General features: G+C 70.3%; 14 protein-coding genes. 7 read left to right on the top strand and 7 right to left on the bottom strand.

Annotation, left to right across the window (positions count from 1 at the left end; translation table 11 throughout):
* Positions 1 to 24 precede the first annotated feature (24 nt).
* Positions 25 to 1,086 (bottom strand): fructose-bisphosphatase class II, encoded by a 1,062-nt coding sequence (locus tag ET445_RS09265; RefSeq protein ID WP_165314352.1) that lies wholly within the window; start codon positions 1,084 to 1,086, stop codon positions 25 to 27.
* A gap of 112 nt (positions 1,087 to 1,198) precedes the next feature.
* Here ET445_RS09265 and fbaA point away from each other — a divergent pair, with 112 nt between their 5' ends.
* Both fbaA and ET445_RS09255 read left to right on the top strand, forming a co-directional pair.
* Positions 1,199 to 2,230 carry a class II fructose-bisphosphate aldolase gene (fbaA, locus tag ET445_RS09260; RefSeq protein WP_129190811.1) on the top strand — a complete coding sequence of 344 codons (1,032 nt, stop codon included), beginning with the start codon at positions 1,199 to 1,201 and terminating at the stop codon, positions 2,228 to 2,230.
* 9 nt (positions 2,231 to 2,239) lie between these two features.
* Complete coding sequence (locus tag ET445_RS09255) at positions 2,240 to 2,893, top strand: DUF6264 family protein (RefSeq protein WP_129190796.1); 654 nt, start codon at positions 2,240 to 2,242, stop codon at positions 2,891 to 2,893.
* A gap of 4 nt (positions 2,894 to 2,897) precedes the next feature.
* Here ET445_RS09255 and ET445_RS09250 read toward each other — a convergent pair whose 3' ends face one another.
* The 4 genes from ET445_RS09250 to ET445_RS09235 all read right to left on the bottom strand — a co-directional run bounded on the left by ET445_RS09250 (position 2,898) and on the right by ET445_RS09235 (position 8,657).
* On the bottom strand, positions 2,898 to 4,973 hold the full coding sequence (locus ET445_RS09250; RefSeq protein ID WP_129192492.1) for an ABC transporter ATP-binding protein: 2,076 nt from the start codon (positions 4,971 to 4,973) through the stop codon (positions 2,898 to 2,900).
* A 95-nt stretch (positions 4,974 to 5,068) separates the two neighbouring features.
* Complete coding sequence (locus ET445_RS09245; protein ID WP_129190794.1) at positions 5,069 to 6,805, bottom strand: ABC transporter ATP-binding protein; 1,737 nt, start codon at positions 6,803 to 6,805, stop codon at positions 5,069 to 5,071.
* Between the two features lie 7 nt (positions 6,806 to 6,812).
* Positions 6,813 to 7,424 carry a TetR/AcrR family transcriptional regulator gene (locus ET445_RS09240; RefSeq protein WP_129190792.1) on the bottom strand — a complete coding sequence of 204 codons (612 nt, stop codon included), beginning with the start codon at positions 7,422 to 7,424 and terminating at the stop codon, positions 6,813 to 6,815.
* Between the two features lie 198 nt (positions 7,425 to 7,622).
* Positions 7,623 to 8,657 (bottom strand): 4-hydroxy-3-methylbut-2-enyl diphosphate reductase, encoded by a 1,035-nt coding sequence (locus ET445_RS09235; RefSeq protein WP_129192490.1) that lies wholly within the window; start codon positions 8,655 to 8,657, stop codon positions 7,623 to 7,625.
* 79 nt (positions 8,658 to 8,736) lie between these two features.
* On the opposite strand from ET445_RS09235, the gene xseA reads away from it, so the two are divergent.
* The 5 genes from xseA to ET445_RS09210 all read left to right on the top strand — a co-directional run bounded on the left by xseA (position 8,737) and on the right by ET445_RS09210 (position 13,207).
* The gene (gene xseA, locus ET445_RS09230) at positions 8,737 to 10,080 is read left to right on the top strand and encodes an exodeoxyribonuclease VII large subunit (protein ID WP_424922838.1); all 1,344 of its coding nucleotides are present in this window, start codon (positions 8,737 to 8,739) and stop codon (positions 10,078 to 10,080) included.
* Between the two features lie 10 nt (positions 10,081 to 10,090).
* Positions 10,091 to 10,348, top strand: coding sequence for an exodeoxyribonuclease VII small subunit (locus ET445_RS09225; RefSeq protein ID WP_424922837.1), 258 nt, complete (start codon positions 10,091 to 10,093; stop codon positions 10,346 to 10,348).
* Positions 10,348 to 10,989: a DUF4245 domain-containing protein gene (locus ET445_RS09220; protein WP_129190788.1), complete on the top strand. Its 642-nt coding sequence runs from the start codon at positions 10,348 to 10,350 to the stop codon at positions 10,987 to 10,989. The genes ET445_RS09225 and ET445_RS09220 overlap by 1 nt, the downstream gene beginning before the upstream one ends.
* 58 nt (positions 10,990 to 11,047) lie before the next feature.
* Positions 11,048 to 11,761 carry a carbonic anhydrase gene (locus ET445_RS09215; protein ID WP_129190786.1) on the top strand — a complete coding sequence of 238 codons (714 nt, stop codon included), beginning with the start codon at positions 11,048 to 11,050 and terminating at the stop codon, positions 11,759 to 11,761.
* A 72-nt stretch (positions 11,762 to 11,833) separates the two neighbouring features.
* Positions 11,834 to 13,207: a class II fumarate hydratase gene (locus ET445_RS09210; RefSeq protein ID WP_243695394.1), complete on the top strand. Its 1,374-nt coding sequence runs from the start codon at positions 11,834 to 11,836 to the stop codon at positions 13,205 to 13,207.
* A gap of 100 nt (positions 13,208 to 13,307) precedes the next feature.
* Here the strand turns inward: ET445_RS09210 and ET445_RS09205 are convergent, their stop codons facing one another.
* Together ET445_RS09205 and ET445_RS09200 are read right to left on the bottom strand one after the other, a co-directional pair.
* The gene (locus tag ET445_RS09205; protein WP_208008353.1) at positions 13,308 to 14,660 is read right to left on the bottom strand and encodes an RNA 5'-3' helicase PhoH2; all 1,353 of its coding nucleotides are present in this window, start codon (positions 14,658 to 14,660) and stop codon (positions 13,308 to 13,310) included.
* Between the two features lie 258 nt (positions 14,661 to 14,918).
* Positions 14,919 to 16,037 carry an aminotransferase class V-fold PLP-dependent enzyme gene (locus ET445_RS09200; protein WP_129190782.1) on the bottom strand — a complete coding sequence of 373 codons (1,119 nt, stop codon included), beginning with the start codon at positions 16,035 to 16,037 and terminating at the stop codon, positions 14,919 to 14,921.
* Positions 16,038 to 16,059 lie beyond the last annotated feature (22 nt).

Below are 16,059 nucleotides of genomic sequence, written 5' to 3'. Positions count from 1 at the left end.
CGGGGGTGTCCCGCCCGTTCGAGCCTATCCGCGGGCCTTTCGCGCGCGGCCGGAATCTCGGTGAAACCCGAGCGAAAGATCGAGGGTTCTTAACGCGACGGGAACTCGGGAAGGAGGTCGATCCAACCGGTCTGCTGCTCCGAGGCCGTCCAGTGGGTGACGCGCACCCCACCGCCGGGGAGGGCGCGCGCGCCGTCGACGGGGGTGCCGACATCGAGGTCGGTCACGGCGGCCAGGACGAGGTCGGCGGGAGCCGAGCAGAGATCGTCGAGCATCAGGATGTCTCCGAGCGGCGCGCCGTGGGCCACGACTCGGTCGTGTTCGCGCGAGGACTGGGGGGGCCAGCCGGGCGCGCATCGACCCGCCGAGCGCCCGCACGCCCGCTGCGACGAGCACGCCCTCGGGTGCTCCCCCGATGCCGACGAGCACGTCGATCGCACCGGCACCTCCTTCGTCGGCGACCCGCCGCTGCGCGGCGCGGAGCGAGCGCTCGACGTCGCCGTGCACGAACTCCTCGACGGTCGCGCCGGCCGCGCGTGCGGCGTCGGCGTAGACGTCGTTGCGCGGTCGGCCCTGCACTGCGACCCGCACGCGGGCCGGGTCGCCGCCGCGCGTCGCCGCGATGCGGGCGACGAGCCAGGGCACGCGGTCGAGGATGTCGCGGGGCCCGGCATCTGCAGAGGACGCGTCCGAGTCATCCGGCCACCACGTGACGAGCTTCTCGAGGTAGTGCGCGGGGCCGATGTCGCAGAACGCGCCGCGGGGCGCGACCGCGGCGACCGCCATGGCGCCGGGGAGCCCGACCGCGGCGAGTCGGGTGCCGTCGACGGGGTCGACGGCGAGATCGATCGCGGGCCCCTCCCCCGTGCCGAACCGCTCGCCCAGGTACAGCATCGGGGCGTCGTCCTTCTCCCCTTCGCCGACGACGACGCGGCCGTCGACGGGCGCGTCGGCGAGCGCGGCGCGCAGCGCGTCGACCGCGGCGCCGTCGACGGCGTCGCCGTCGCCCGAGCCGACGAGCGGCAGTGCCGCGGCGGCCGCGCGCGCGACGGCGAGACGGAACGGGCCGACGGGAAGCGAGGTCACGCCTCCATCCTGCCCGCAGACGCCCGCCACGGGACATCCGGATTCGCCGCGCCGCCGCACGCCGACTCGATAGACTCGTGCCAAACCAGACATATCCGACGGAGGAGCCTTCATGCCCATCGCCACCCCCGAGCAGTACGCAGAGATGCTCGATACCGCGAAGCAGAAGGGCTTCGCCTTCCCGGCGTTCAACGTCTCGAGCTCGCAGACGCTCAACGCGGTGCTCCAGGGCCTCACCGAGGCGGGCTCCGACGGCATCATCCAGGTCACGACGGGCGGTGCCGACTACTTCGCCGGCCACACCGTCAAGGCCCGTGCGCGCGGCGCCCTCGCCTTCGCGGCGTTCGCCACCGAGGTCGCGAAGTCGTACCCCATCACGGTCGCCCTCCACACCGACCACTGCCCGAAGCCGGCGCTCGCCGACTTCGTGTTCCCGCTGCTCGAGGCGTCCGAGGCGCAGGTCAAGGCCGGCGGCAACCCCATCTTCCAGTCGCACATGTGGGACGGCTCGGCCGTGCCCCTCGACGAGAACCTCGAGATCGCCAAAGAGATCCTCCCCCGCATGAAGGCGATCAACGCGATCCTCGAGGTCGAGATCGGCGTCGTCGGCGGCGAAGAAGACGGCGTCAAGCACGAGGGCTCGAACGACGCCCTCTACACGACGCTCGACGACGCGATCGCGACCGTCGAGGCGCTCGGCCTCGGCGAGCAGGGCCGCTACATGGCCGCCCTCACCTTCGGCAACGTGCACGGCGTGTACGCGCCCGGCAACGTCAAGCTGCGTCCGGCGCTCCTGAAAGAGATCCAGGACGGCCTCGCGGCCAAGTACGGCACCGGCCCGAAGCCGCTCGACCTCGTCTTCCACGGCGGCTCGGGCTCGACCGATGCCGAGATCGCCGAGGCCGTCGCGAACGGCGTCGTGAAGATGAACATCGACACCGACACGCAGTACTCGTTCACGCGCTCGGTCGCGGGCTACATGTTCGACAACTACGACGGCGTGCTCAAGGTCGACGGCTCGGTGGGCAACAAGAAGGCCTACGACCCGCGCGCGTGGGGCAAGGTCGCCGAGACGGCGATGGCCGCGCGCGTCGGCGAGTCGACGCGCCAGCTCGGCTCGGTCGGCAACTCGATCACCGCGTAAAGGCACCGGATGTCACGCGACGAGGCCGCTCAGACGCCCGCACCCGAGGCAGGTTCCGGCCAGAACCAGGCCGTGCCGCCTCAGGTGCCCGCCGACGAGCGGCCTCGTCCGCGCTACGGCGAATACGCTCCTCCCGGGTGGACGTGGACGCCGCCGCAAGAGGCCGCAACCGAGGCATCCGCTTCGACGGCCGATGCGAACGCCGACCGGCCTGCCTCGCCCTGGGGGGCGACCGCCCAGCCCGCGCCGAGCGCCGCGCCCGGCGCGCCCGCCGGCCGCTCCGCCGACCGCTCGTGGACGACGGCACTCCTCGTCTTCGGCGTGCTCGGCGCCCTCTACAACACGCTGTCGCTCATCAGCGCGCCCGGGGCTGCGCTCCAGGCCGCCCAGACGTCGGCGTCGATGCTCGGCCTCGACGGCCCGACGTCGTTCACCCCGGGCCCGGCAGTGCCATTCGCGATCGGCGTCGGCGTCGCCCTGCAGATCGTGCTGTGGGTCGGAGCGATGCTGTGGTCGCGCGCCCGTATCCGCGCCGGTCGGCTCGCGTGGTGGGTGCCGCTCCTCGCGGGCGCCGTCGCGTTCGTCGTCGTCGTGATCGTGCAGATCATCGTGTTCGCGAGCGACCCCGACTTCTTCGCGACCCTCACTCAGCTGCCGACCTGACTCCTCACTCGGCCGACGTGAGCTCCTCCGCGGTCTGCTCCTCGGCCGCCTGCTCCTTCGCCGCCGCCTCGGCGACGACCGCGGCATCCACGGCCGTCTTCGCCGCCGACTCGGCCGCCTCTTCGACGCTCTCATCCATCGGCGCCGCGAACTGCGCCTCGTAGAGCCGCGCGTATGCGCCGCCCGCGGCGAGCAACTGCGTGTGCGTGCCCTGCTCGACGATGCGGCCCTGCTCCATGACGATGATGAGGTCGGCGTCGCGGATCGTCGACAGGCGGTGCGCGATGACGAACGACGTGCGGTCGGCCCGCAGCGCGTTCATCGCCTGCTGCAGCAGCAGCTCGGTGCGGGTGTCGACCGAGCTCGTCGCCTCGTCGAGGATGAGCACCGACGGGTCGGCGAGGAAGGCGCGCGCGATCGTCACGAGCTGCTTCTCACCGGCAGACAGGTTGGATGCCTCGTCGTCGAGCACGGTGTCGTACCCGTCGGGCAGTGTGCGCACGAACCGGTCGACGTAGGTCGCGCGTGCCGCTTCGAGCAACTCGTCGTCAGAGGCATCCGGTCGCCCGTAGCGGATGTTGTCGCGGATCGTGCCCGCGAACAGCCAGGTGTCTTGCAGCACCATGCCCATGCGCGATCGCAGGTCGTCGCGCGTCATGCGGCGGGTGTCGACGCCGTCGAGCGTGATGCGTCCGCCGTCGAGTTCGTAGAACCGCATGATGAGGTTCACGAGGGTCGTCTTGCCGGCGCCCGTCGGTCCGACGATCGCGATCGACTGGCCGGGTTCGGCGATGAGCGAGAGGTGCTCGATGAGCTTCCGCTCGGGGTCGTACGAGAACGAGACGTCCTCGAAGACGAGACGGCCGGATGTCACGGCGGCGGCGGCGACCGCAGCTTCACCCGCGCCCGCGCGCGACGGCGACTCCGGGTCATCCGGATCTGGCACCTCCTCCTCGGCGTCGAGCAGCTCGAACACGCGCTCGGCGCTCGCGACACCCGACTGCAGGAGGTTCGCCATCGAGCCGAGCTGGCTGAGCGGCTGCGTGAACTGGCGCGAGTACTGGATGAAGGCCTGCACGTCGCCGAGCGAGATCGACCCGCCCGCGACCATGAGCCCGCCGACGACGGCGATCGCGACGTAGACGAGGTTCCCGACGAACATCATGGCGGGCATGATGATGCCGCTCACGAACTGGGCGCCGAAGCTCGCGTCGTAGAGGGCCTCGTTCTCGGTGTCGAAGCGCCGTTCGACCTCGCGGCGGCGACCGAAGACCCGCACGAGCGCGTGGCCCGAGTACGACTCCTCGATCTGCGCGTTGAGGGTGCCCGTTCGCGCCCACTGGGCGACGAAGTGCTTCTGCGACCGCTTGGCGATGAGCGCCGTGATGACGAGCGTGAGCGGGATCGTCACGAGCGCGATGAGCGCGAGGAGCGGCGAGATGACGAACATCATGACGAGCACGCCGACGACCGTGAGGAGCGAGGTCAGGAGCTGGCTGAGCGTCTGCTGCAACGTCTGCGAGATGTTGTCGATGTCGTTCGTGACTCGGCTCAAGAGCTCGCCGCGTTGCATCCTGTCGAAGTACGACAGCGGCAGGCGGTGGATCTTCGCCTCGACCTCTTCGCGCAGCCGGAACACCGTGCGCTGCGTGACGCCGTTGAGCACGTACCCCTGCGCCCAGCCGAACAGGGCTGCGACGATGTAGAGCGCGAGCACCCACATGAGCACGGTGCCGAGCGCCGTGAAGTCGATGCCCTGCCCGGGCACGAGGTTCATCGACTGCAGCATGTCGGCGAGCTGGCCCTGCCCGTCGGCGCGGAGGCCCTCGAGCACCTGCTCCTTGGTCGCGCCCGCGGGCATCTGGGCGCCGATGACGCCTTCGAAGATGAGGTTCGTGGCCTGGCCGAGCACCTTGGGGCCGAGCACCGAGAGCACGACCGACACGACGCCGAGGAACACGACGAACGCGATGACCATGCGTTCGGGCCGGAGCTTGCCCATGAGCCGCTTCGCGCTCGGCCCGAAGGCCTTCGACTTCTCGGCGGGCATGCCCATGCCGCCCATCGGGCCGCCGCCCATCGGGCCGCGGCGGGCGGGCGGGCGCGCCGGCGTCACGGTCTGCGTTGCGGTCGCACCGGTGTTCGCGCCGCCTTCGTTGTTCGCAGCCGTCTCGCTCACGCGGCCGCCTCCTCTGCGCTCAGCTGGCTCGACACGATCTCGACGTAGGCCGCCGAAGTGTCGAGGAGTTCTGCATGGGTGCCGCTCGCAGTGATGCGGCCGTCTTCGACGACGAGAATGTTGTCGGCGTCGACGATCGTTGCGACGCGTTGGGCGACGACGAGCATGGTCGCGTCCGAGACATCCGCCGCCAGTGCGCGCCTCAGGCGCGCGTCGGTCGCCGTGTCGAGCGCCGAGAACGAGTCGTCGAAGAGATAGATCGGCGGATGCTTCACGAGCGCGCGTGCGATCGACAGGCGTTGGCGCTGCCCGCCCGAGACATTCGTGCCGCCCTGGGCGATGGGCGCGTCGAGGTCGCCGGGCATGGCGCGCACGAAGTCGGCGCCCTGCGCGATCTCGAGGGCGCGCCAGAGCTCTGGGTCGGATGCCTCGGGGTCGCCGTATCTGAGCGTCGAGGCGACCGTGCCGGCGAAGAGGTAGGGCTTCTGCGGCACGAGTGCGAACTGGGCGTTGAGCACCTCGGGGTCGAGGTCGCGCACGTCGACACCGCCGACGAACACGCTCCCCTCAGTCGCGTCGAAGAGCCGCGCGGCGAGGTTCACGATCGTCGTCTTGCCCGACCCCGTCGCGCCGACGATCGCGGTGACCTCGCCCGGGCGGGCCGTGAAGCTCACCTCGTGGAGCACGGGCGCCTCGGCGCCGGGGTAGGCGAACGTGACGTTCCGGAATTCGAGGGTGCCCGGCGCCGTGAGCGCGCGCACGCCGCCCTCCGGTTCGACGACGCTCGGCGCGGTCTCGAGCACTTCGCCGAGCCGACCCGCAGAGACCGCCGCGCGCGGCAGCAGGAACGCGATCATCGTCGACATCATGACGGCCATGAGGATCTGGATGAGGTAGCTGAGGAACGCCGTGAGCGAACCGATCTGCATCTCGCCGGCCTCGATGCGGAACGCGCCGAACCACAGCACGGCGACGCTCGACGCGTTCAGCACGAGCATGACGATCGGGAAGACGAGCGCGAACGTGCGGCCCGCCTTGAGTGCCGTGTCGGTGAGCGCGGCGTTCGCCTCGTCGAAGCGCTCGCTCTCGACGCCCTCGCGGACGAACGCCCGGATGACCCGGATGCCCGTGAGCTGCTCGCGGAGCACCCGGTTGACGTGGTCGAGCTTCTTCTGCATCGACTGGAAGAGCGGCACCATGCGGCTGATGATGATGCCCACGACGAGGAGCAGCACGGGCACCGCGACGACCATGATCCACGAGAGCACGAGGTCTTCGCGCAGCGCCATGACGACGCCGCCGATCGCGAGGATCGGCGCCGACACGAGCATCGTGCAGCTCATGAGCACGAGCATCTGCACCTGCTGCACGTCGTTCGTCGTGCGCGTGATGAGGCTCGGCGCGCCGAAGCGTGTCACCTCCTGCTCGCTGAAGTCGGCGACGTGATGGAAGACCCCGCGCCGCACGTCGCGGCCGAACTTCATCGCGACGCGCGCGCCGAACCACACCGCGGCGATCGAGCACGCGATCTGCAGGAGCGTGATGCCGAGCATCATGCCGCCCGTCTGGATGATGAACCCCGTGTCGCCCTTGGCGACGCCGTCGTCGATGATGTCGGCGTTGAGCGCCGGCAGATAGAGCGACGCGATGGTCTGGGCGAGCTGGAACACGACGACGCCCGCGAGGAGCCAGCCGTACGGTTTCAGATACCGCTTCAGGAGGGTCATGAGCATGTGGCGCTCACCTCTCGTTCGTGGGGTCGGATGTCTCGTCACGCGCGATGCCGTGCACGATGAGGTGCGCGAGCCGCGCCGTGTCGAGATGAGCGGATGCCCCGAGGTGCGGCATCGCCGAGGAGAACGCGACGAGGCGCACGAAGCCGACGACGTCGATGGGCGCGACGCGGAGGCGCTCGAGCTCGGGCGTGAGCAGTTCGTCGAAAATCGCGATCATGACGGATGCGTCGGGCACGACGGGCTTGCGCGGCTGCATGCCGAGCGACGCGAACACGCCGAAGATGCCGCTGAACCGGTCTTGGAACCGGTCGAGCAGGAGCCGCACCTTGAGTTCGAGCGGGAGCGACGGGTCGATCGCGCGGAGCGCGTCGCGGAACGGCTCGGGGTCGAGGAACTGCTCGACGGCGGCGTCGATGATCTCGGTCTTGTCGGCGAAGACCCTGAAGAGCGTCCCTTCGGCGACCCCGGATGCCTCGGCGATCTGCTTCGTCGTGACGTCACGCCCGTGCGCGATGAGCAGGGGCACGGTGGCCTTGGCGATCGCGGCACGGCGCTCTTCGACGGGCAGGGGCTTCGCCCGCGCCGCCTTCGCCTTCAGTCGTTCCGTCTGCGCCACGCGGGTGACCCTACTCCTGAGTGAGCGCTCACTCCACTGAGGGTCGCCTCACTTCGGGGTGATGTTCGCGGACGGCTGAAGCCCGGAGCATCCGAAGCTCCGATGACCCTCGCGATCCGTCGGAGATCGCCCTTCCGCGCACACTCGAGGGGCGATCCGCGACGGATCGCGATGCGGGAAATTCGCGCGGAGCGTGCGTCACGCGCGCGTGCGACCGCCGAGCGCGCGCTCGTCGCGGTTGCCCGCGAGATCCTTGCGGAGCTCCTTCGGGAGCGAGAACATGAGGTCTTCTTCGGCCGTCTTGACCTCGGACACCTCGCCGAAACCCGCGTCGGCGAGCTCCAGCAGCACCTCTTTCACGAGCCCCTCGGGCACCGACGCCCCGCTCGTGACGCCGACGGTCGCAATGCCCTCGAGCCACTCCTGCTTGATCTCGGTCGAGTAGTCGACTCGGTAGGCGGCCTTCGCGCCGTTCTCGAGCGCGACCTCGACGAGGCGCACGCTGTTCGACGAGTTCGCCGAGCCCACCACGATGACGAGTTCGGCCTCTTCGGCGACCTTCTTGATCGCGACCTGACGGTTCTGGGTCGCGTAGCAGATGTCGTCGCTCGGCGGATCCTGCAGGTTCGGGAACCGTTCGCGCAGCCGCCGGACGGTCTCCATCGTCTCGTCGACCGAGAGGGTCGTCTGCGAGAGCCACACGACCTTGTCGGGGTCGCGCACCTCGATGTTGGGCACGTCGTCGGGGCTGTTGACGAGGGTCACGTGGTCGGGCGCCTCGCCCGCCGTGCCCTCGACCTCTTCGTGGCCCTCGTGGCCGATGAGCAGGATCTCGAAGTCGTCGCGCGCGAAGCGCACGGCCTCGCGGTGCACCTTCGTCACGAGGGGGCACGTCGCGTCGATCGCGTGCAGACCCCGATCGGACGCCGCGTGCACGACCGCGGGCGAGACGCCGTGGGCGCTGAAGACGATGTGGGCGCCCTCGGGCACCTCATCGACCTCGTCGACGAAGATCGCACCCTGCTTCTCGAGCTCGGTCACGACGTGGATGTTGTGCACGATCTGCTTGCGCACGTACACGGGCGCGCCGTAGTGCTCGAGCGCCTTCTCGACGGCGATGACCGCGCGGTCGACACCCGCGCAGTAGCCGCGGGGCGCGGCGAGCAGCACGCGCTTGGGTCGGTCGCCGGGGATATCCTTGAGCCGGCCTCGCACGCTCGGGATCCTCGGCATGCCGAGGTCGATGCGGGGGGTTTCGGTGGCGATCGTCACGAGTGTCATCCTACGCGGCGACGCATGAGAGGAGCCCGCAGTGGCAGACGGAGCAGGCGGGCCGACGACGCGCGATGCGCCATGGCCCGTCGCGATGCTGTCGAACAAGCTCAAGGAGTACCTCGACCGTCTCGGCACCGTGTGGGTCGAGGGCGAGATCACGCAGTGGGGCATCTCGGCGGGCAACGTCTACGGCAAGCTCAAAGACGTCGACGCCGACGCGACCGTGTCGTTCACGATCTGGTCGTCGGTGAAGGCCCGGCTCTCGGAGCAGTTCACGCAGGGCGACCGCGTCGTCGCGCTCGTGAAGCCCAACTGGTGGGTCAAGGGCGGCTCGCTCACGATGCAGGTCTTCGACCTCAAGCACGTGGGCGTCGGCGACCTCCTCGAACGCATCGAGCAGTTGCGGGCGAAACTGCAAGCCGAAGGCCTGTTCGACCCGGCGCGCAAGAAGCGCCTCCCCTTCCTTCCGGGCGTCATCGGACTCGTCACCGGCCGCGACTCGGACGCCGAGAAAGACGTCCTGCGCAACGCCCACTTGCGCTGGCCCGCCGTCGAGTTCCGCATCGAGTACGCGGCCGTGCAGGGCGACCGCACGGTGCCCGAGGTCGTGCGCGCGATCGCGAAGCTCGACGCCGATCCCGAGGTCGAGGTCATCATCGTCGCGCGCGGGGGCGGAGACTTCCAGAACCTGCTGGGCTTCAGCGACGAGCGCGTCGTGCGGGCCGCCGCCGAGGCATCCACCCCTATCGTCTCGGCGATCGGCCACGAAGCCGACCGTCCGCTCCTCGACGAGGTCGCCGACCTCCGTGCGTCGACGCCGACCGACGCCGCCAAGCGCGTCGTGCCCGACGTCGCCGACGAGCTCGCCCGCGTCGAGCAGACCCGCGCGCGCCTCGGCATGCGGTTGACCGCCATCCTCACCCGTGAGATCGACCGCATCGAGCACTTGCGCTCGCGCCCGTCGCTCGCCGATTCGAACTGGATCGTCGACCGCCGCGCCGAGGAGCTCACGCGTTGGGTCGCACGCGGCACCGAGCTCGTCGAGCGAACCCTCGAACGCCAGGCCTCGCGGGTCGGAGAGCTTCGCGGGCATCTGCGCGCGCTGTCGCCTCAGGCGACGCTCGACCGCGGATACGCGATCGTCCAGGGCGCTGACGGTCACGTCGTGAGATCTTCGGATGCCGCGCCGGCAGGCGCTTCGCTCGTGGTGACGCTCGCCGAGGGCGCGCTCGCGGCGGTGTCCGAGGGGGCGACGGGCGACGTGCGCACGGGGGCGAGCACGGTGACGAGCACGGGGGCGAACACGGGCACGAGCACGGGCGCGAGCACACCGAACCCGTCGGAATCCACCCCCGCCGAGCCCGTCGGCGGCCGCGAATAGAATGACAGGCATGCCCACTCTCCCCGACGTCGCGTCGCTCAGCTACGAGCAGGCCCGCGACGAGCTCGTGCAGGTCGTCGCCGAGCTCGAGCGGGGGTCGGCGACCCTCGAGCAGTCGCTCGCCCTGTGGGAGCGCGGCGAAGCCCTCGCGGCGCGCTGCGAAGAGTGGCTCATCGGGGCGAAGGCCCGTCTCGACGCGGCACGCCAGGGCGCCCGCGCCGAGGCATCCGCCGCATCGAACCTGAGCGACGCAGGAGCCGACGACTGATGGCGAAGTCCACCGAACCGCCCGTCGTCGCCGAACTCGGCCGTCCTGAGACGCCCGAGGAGACCGCCGCGCGCAAGGCCGCGAACTCCAAGCGCTACCGCGACGCCAAGACCCTGCAGAACCTCGTGTGGGCGACCCTCGCGACCCTCGCGATCGTGCTCGTCATCGTCCTCATCGTGCCGCGCAGCAACACGCCCATCGAGCGCGACATCGACGTCGCGGGCACGGCCCAGCAGGCACAGATCGCGTCCGACACCCCGCTCGCGGTGCCCGACCTGCCCGATGGCTGGCGGGCGAACGCCGCCGAGCTGCGCCGCAGCGACGTCGACGGCGTCACCGCCTGGTACATCGGCTACCTCACGCCGAGCGACGAGTACATCGGCGTGTACCAGGGCATCGAGGCGAATCCCACGTGGGTCGCGGGTCTCCTCGCCCGCACGCTCGCGACGGGCGCGACCACGATCGCCGGCGTCGACTGGACGCTCTACGACAACCGCGATTCGTCGGCCGACGTCGGCAACGCGCGATACGGCCTCACGACCGAGGCCGGGTCGACGACGTTCGTGCTCCTCGGCACAGCCTCCCCCGAAGAGTTCGCTACGCTCGCGACGGCGCTCGCGCCGACGATCGCCGAGCAGTAGCCCGGCACGACTCCTCCGCCGCAGCGCCGCGGCCCGATCCGCCCCCAGGAAGGACCGCATGAACGACGCGACGCAGAGCCCCGAGACCGAGGCTCCGGTCGAGGCCTCGATCCAGGCGCCCGGCCAGCCGACGACGCAGACCCCCGCCGAGGCGTGGCGCGAGCTCCGCCGCGGCAACGAGCGGTTCATGTCGGGCAAGCCGCTGCACCCGCGACAAGACGTCGAGTACCGGGAGGCGCTCGCGGCGACGCATCGCCAACTCCCCCGAGTCGCGGTGTTCGGCTGCAGCGACTCGCGCCTCGCGGCCGAGATCATCTTCGACCTCGGCCTCGGCGACGCGTTCGTCGTGCGCAACGCCGGGCAGGTCATGGGCGACTCCATCCTCGGCTCGCTCGAGTACGCGGTCGGCGTGCTCGGGGTGCCGCTCATCCTCGTGCTCGGGCACGACGAGTGCGGCGCCGTGCGCGCGGCGATCGACTCGGTCGGGCCCGACGCGCCGGCACTCCCGGCGCACATCAAGTCGCTCATCGACCGCATCGTGCCGTCGGTGCGCAGGGTCGCGGGCGGCGATTCCGATGCCTCGCTCGACCCCGCCGAGATCGATGCCGGCTTCGTCGGACGCGAGCACCTGCGCGACACCGTGAGCGAGCTCCTCGAGCGCAGCGAGATGATCAGCGAGGCGATCGCAGCCGGTAGGCTGGCGGTCGTGGGGGCGAACTACCGGCTCGTCGAAGGCCGCGCTGAAACCGACGTCGTCGTCGGTCGCATCTGAGCCCCGAACGAAATCGAAGGGAATCACACCGTGGTGGACAACGCCGCCGACTACCGTATCGAGCACGACACGATGGGCGAGGTGCGGGTTCCCGCGAGCGCCCTGTATCGCGCGCAGACGCAGCGCGCCGTCGAGAACTTCCCGATCTCGGGGCACGGCCTCGAGCCTGCCCAGGTCGCCGCCCTCGCGCGCATCAAGAAGGCAGCAGCGCAGGCCAACGCCCAGCTCGGCGTCCTCGACGCCGACATCGCGCAGGCGATCGTCGACGCGGCCGACGAGGTCATCGCGGGCGAGCACGGCTTCACCGAGCACTTCCCCGTCGACGTCTACCAGACCGGCAGCGGCACGAGCTCGAACATGAACATGAACGAGGTCCTCGCGACGATCGCGACCTCCAAGCTCGGCCGGCCGGTGCACCCGAACGACCACGTCAACGCGTCGCAGTCCTCGAACGACGTCTTCCCGACGTCGGTGCACATCGCCGTCACGGCCGCCCTCATCGACGACCTCATCCCCGCGCTCGACCACCTCGCGGTCGCCCTCGAAGAGAAGGCGACCGCGTGGGCCGAGCTCGTGAAGTCGGGCCGCACCCACCTCATGGACGCGACGCCCGTCACCCTCGGCCAGGAGTTCGGCGGCTACGCACGCCAGATCCGCCTCGGTATCGAGCGCGTGCGCACGGCGCTCCCCCGCGTCGCCGAAGTGCCGCTCGGCGGCACGGCCGTCGGCACGGGCATCAACACGCCCGCGGGCTTCCCGCAACTCGTCATCGAGATCCTGCAGAAAGAGACCGAGCTGCCGATCACCGAGGCCCTCGACCACTTCGAGTCGCAGGCCAACCGCGACGGCCTCGTCGACGCGTCGGGCGCGCTCCGCACGATCGCCGTGAGCCTCACGAAGATCTCGAACGACCTCCGCTGGATGGGCTCGGGCCCCAACACGGGTCTCGGCGAACTCCACATCCCCGACCTCCAGCCGGGCTCGTCGATCATGCCGGGCAAGGTCAACCCCGTCGTGCCCGAGGCCGTGCTCATGGTCGCCGCGCGCGTCATCGGCAACGACGCGACGATCGCGTGGGGCGGCGCGTCGGGCTCGTTCGAGCTGAACGTGCAGATCCCCGTCATGGGCACCGCACTCCTCGAGTCGATCCGCCTGCTCGCGAACTCGGTGCGCGTGCTCGCCGACAAGACGATCTCGGGCCTCGAGCCGAACTACGACCGCATCGCCGCCCTCGCGGGCATGTCGCCGTCGATCGTGACGCCGCTCAACAAGCTCATCGGCTACGAGGCGGCCGCGGCGATCGCGAAGCACTCGGTCAAGAAGGGCATCACGGTGCGCGAAGCCGTCGTCGACCTCGGCTACGTCGAGCGCGGCGAGCTCACCGAGGAGCAGCTCGACACCGCTCTCGACCTGCTCTCGATGACCCGCCCGCCGCAGGCGAAGTAAGGGTCGCGCCCGCGAGGGCGCACACGCACCACGAACACGGATGCCTCGTGCCGCACGCGTGCGGCACGAGGCATCCGCCGTTCTCAGGCTGCGCCGCTCGCTACGCGAGCTCGTTGCCGTCGAGCAGGTCGCTCACGAGCGCCGCGATCGCGGAGCGCTCGCTGCGGGTGAGGGTGATGTGCCCGAAGAGCGAATGGCCCTTGAGCGTCTCGATGACGGATGCCACGCCGTCGTGCCTGCCGACCCGCAGGTTGTCGCGTTGCGCGACGTCGTGGGTGAGCACGACGCGCGAGTTCTGCCCGATGCGGGAGAGCACCGTGAGGAGCACGTTCCGTTCGAGCGACTGCGCCTCGTCGACGATGACGAACGCGTCGTGGAGCGAGCGGCCGCGGATGTGCGTGAGCGGCAGCACTTCGAGGATGCCCCGGTCGACGACCTCGTCGAGCACGTTGTCGGAGACGACCGAGCCGAGCGTGTCGAACACGGCCTGCGCCCACGGGTTCATCTTCTCGGCGGCGTCGCCCGGCAGGTAGCCGAGCTCCTGCCCGCCGACGGCGTACAGCGGGCGGAAGACCATGATCTTCTTGTGCTGCTGCCGCTCGAGCACGGCCTCGAGTCCTGCGCAGAGCGCGAGCGCCGACTTGCCCGTTCCCGCACGCCCGCCGAGCGAGACGATGCCGATCTCGGGGTCGAGGAGCAGGTCGATCGCGAGCCGCTGCTCGGCCGAGCGCCCGTGGAGGCCGAAGACCTCGCGGTCGCCGCGCACGAGCCGCAGTTCGCCCTCGTCGCCGACGACGCGCGCGAGCGCCGACCCGCGGTCGGAGTGGAGCACGACGCCCGTGTTGACGGGAGTGCCCTCGGCCACCGGGAGCGTCAGGTGCTCGTGCTCGTAGAGCTTCGCCATGTCGTTCGACCCGAGGTCGAGCTCGGCCATGCCGGTCCACCCGGAGTCGATCGCGAGCTCGTGCCGGTACTCCTGCGCGTCGAGGCCGACCGAGGCGGCCTTCACGCGGAGCGGCAGGTCTTTGGAGATGACCGTGACGGCGAGCCCGTCATTCGCGAGGTTCATCGCGCACGCGAGGATGCGGGAGTCGTTGTCGCTGAGGCGCAGACCCGTGGGCAGCACCCCCTGATCGGTGTGATTCAGCTCCACTCTGAGCGAACCGCCGTCGCCCACGGGGATCGGGAAGTCGAGCCGCTCGTGCTCGATCCGCAGTTCGTCGAGGATTCGGAGTGCTTTGCGCGCGAAGAACCCGATCTCGGGATCGTTGCGCTTGGCCTCGAGTTCGGTGATGACGACGACCGGGAGCACGACCGCGTGTTCGGCGAAGTTGAACAACGCCCGCGGATCGCTGAGCAGCACCGACGTGTCGAGCACGTAGGTGCGCTCGGCCTGCTCCTGCCCGGAGGATGCTCCGCGCCCGACCGACCTTGAGGTTTCGAGAGATGCCACGACCGCTCCCGCCCCGAGCTTCCGCTCGGCTTACACCAGCCGGCGAGGGATCCTCTCGACGAGCGGTTCACGAGCCGACTCGAACAGGCACCTTGCCCGTTGACAGGAACCTACGTCGCACCGCCGACATCCGGTGTAAAGACACGCGAAACGTCATCGCGTGTTCATCAACGGATGACCCGGCGGCAACATTCGCGGGCGCGGTGCGCGCGCGAGCAGGCGCGGGCGGCGCCGGATGTCCCGTCCGAGTCATCCCGCTCAGTACGTCGCGGCCGTGCCGTACGACACGAACGCGGCACGCAGCATGTCGAGCGTCTCGTCGTCGGTCGCGGCGTGCACCGAGAGGCGCACCTGCCCGAGCCTGGTCGTCGCACTCACGCCGTGGTTGTGGAGCGACGCCGTGAGGAGCGTGGTCTGCTCGGCGGGCGGCTCGAGCACGACGATGCCGGCCCGCTCGTGCTCGTCGCGCGACGAGACGACGGCGAGCGCGAACTCGTCGGCGAGCTCGATGACGCGGCTCACGCGTTCGGCGATCTCCGCGTTGACGGCGGCGACGCCGACGGCGGCGAGCTCTTCGAGGCCGGCCGCGAAGCGGGCCTCTGCGATGGGGTCGGGGTTCGACACCCGGTAGGCGCGCGCGTCGGCCGCGGGCGGCGGCACCTGGCCCCACACTTCGTCGCCGTCGGTGCCCGTGTAGCCCGAGAAGACGGGTGTGAGCCGTTCGAGCGCGCGGTCGGAGAGTGCGAGGAAGCCCGTGCCCCAACCGGCGCGGCACCACTTCTGCCCGCCCGACACGACGACGTCGGCGACCTCGTAGGGGGCTTCGACGACGCCGAACCCTTGGATGGCGTCGACGATGAGCAGACGGTCGCCGATGACCTGGCGGATGCCTTCGAGGTCGACGAGGTAGCCCGTGCGCGAGTCGACGAGGCTCACGGCCACGGCCTGCACGTTCTGCTCGAGCTGCTCGCGGATGGAGCCCGGCGTGACCTTGCCGTGGTCGGTCTCGAGCCACGCGGGCTGCACGACGTGCAGCGCCTCTTGCGCGCGCACGATCGAGATCGGCAGGCTCGGGAACTCGCCCGGCGAGCACAGCACGGCCCCCGTGAGTCCGAACGCCGCGTGCATGAGCCCGGACGTCGTGTTCGGCACCCCGACGATGTTCGCCGCCGCGAAGCCCGTGAGCGTGCCCACGGCCTCACGGAGCCTCTGGTCTTGCTCGCCGAAGACCTCCATGCTGCCGTGGCGCGCTCGCTCGAGCAGGTGCGCGAAGGCGTTGCCCTCTTCTGCCGCGACGCGCGACAGCGGCCCCACCCGGCCGTAATCGAGATAGCCCGGTTCTTCGTTGAACCCGGCGATGAATTCGTCGATGGTCACTTGCTCGTGCCCCCTTCTCCGG

This window comes from Agromyces protaetiae (assembly GCF_004135405.1).
Classification (GTDB): domain Bacteria; phylum Actinomycetota; class Actinomycetes; order Actinomycetales; family Microbacteriaceae; genus Agromyces; species Agromyces protaetiae.
The sequence above is the reverse complement of the archived record's forward strand: the minus strand, read 5'-3'. Positions and strand labels throughout refer to the sequence as shown.

Excerpts from the sequence above, each read along its gene's own strand:
- fbaA (WP_129190811.1), top strand. The coding sequence starts at position 1,199 with ATGCCCATCGCCACCCCCGAGCAGTACGCAGAGATGCTCGATACCGCG.
- ET445_RS09255 (WP_129190796.1), top strand. The coding sequence starts at position 2,240 with ATGTCACGCGACGAGGCCGCTCAGACGCCCGCACCCGAGGCAGGTTCC.
- ET445_RS09250 (WP_129192492.1), bottom strand. The coding sequence starts at position 4,973 with ATGGGCGGCGGCCCGATGGGCGGCATGGGCATGCCCGCCGAGAAGTCG.
- ET445_RS09245 (WP_129190794.1), bottom strand. The coding sequence starts at position 6,805 with ATGCTCATGACCCTCCTGAAGCGGTATCTGAAACCGTACGGCTGGCTC.
- ET445_RS09235 (WP_129192490.1), bottom strand. The coding sequence starts at position 8,657 with ATGCCGAGGATCCCGAGCGTGCGAGGCCGGCTCAAGGATATCCCCGGC.
- ET445_RS09225 (WP_424922837.1), top strand. The coding sequence starts at position 10,091 with ATGCCCACTCTCCCCGACGTCGCGTCGCTCAGCTACGAGCAGGCCCGC.
- ET445_RS09220 (WP_129190788.1), top strand. The coding sequence starts at position 10,348 with ATGGCGAAGTCCACCGAACCGCCCGTCGTCGCCGAACTCGGCCGTCCT.
- ET445_RS09215 (WP_129190786.1), top strand. The coding sequence starts at position 11,048 with ATGAACGACGCGACGCAGAGCCCCGAGACCGAGGCTCCGGTCGAGGCC.
- ET445_RS09210 (WP_243695394.1), top strand. The coding sequence starts at position 11,834 with ATGGGCGAGGTGCGGGTTCCCGCGAGCGCCCTGTATCGCGCGCAGACG.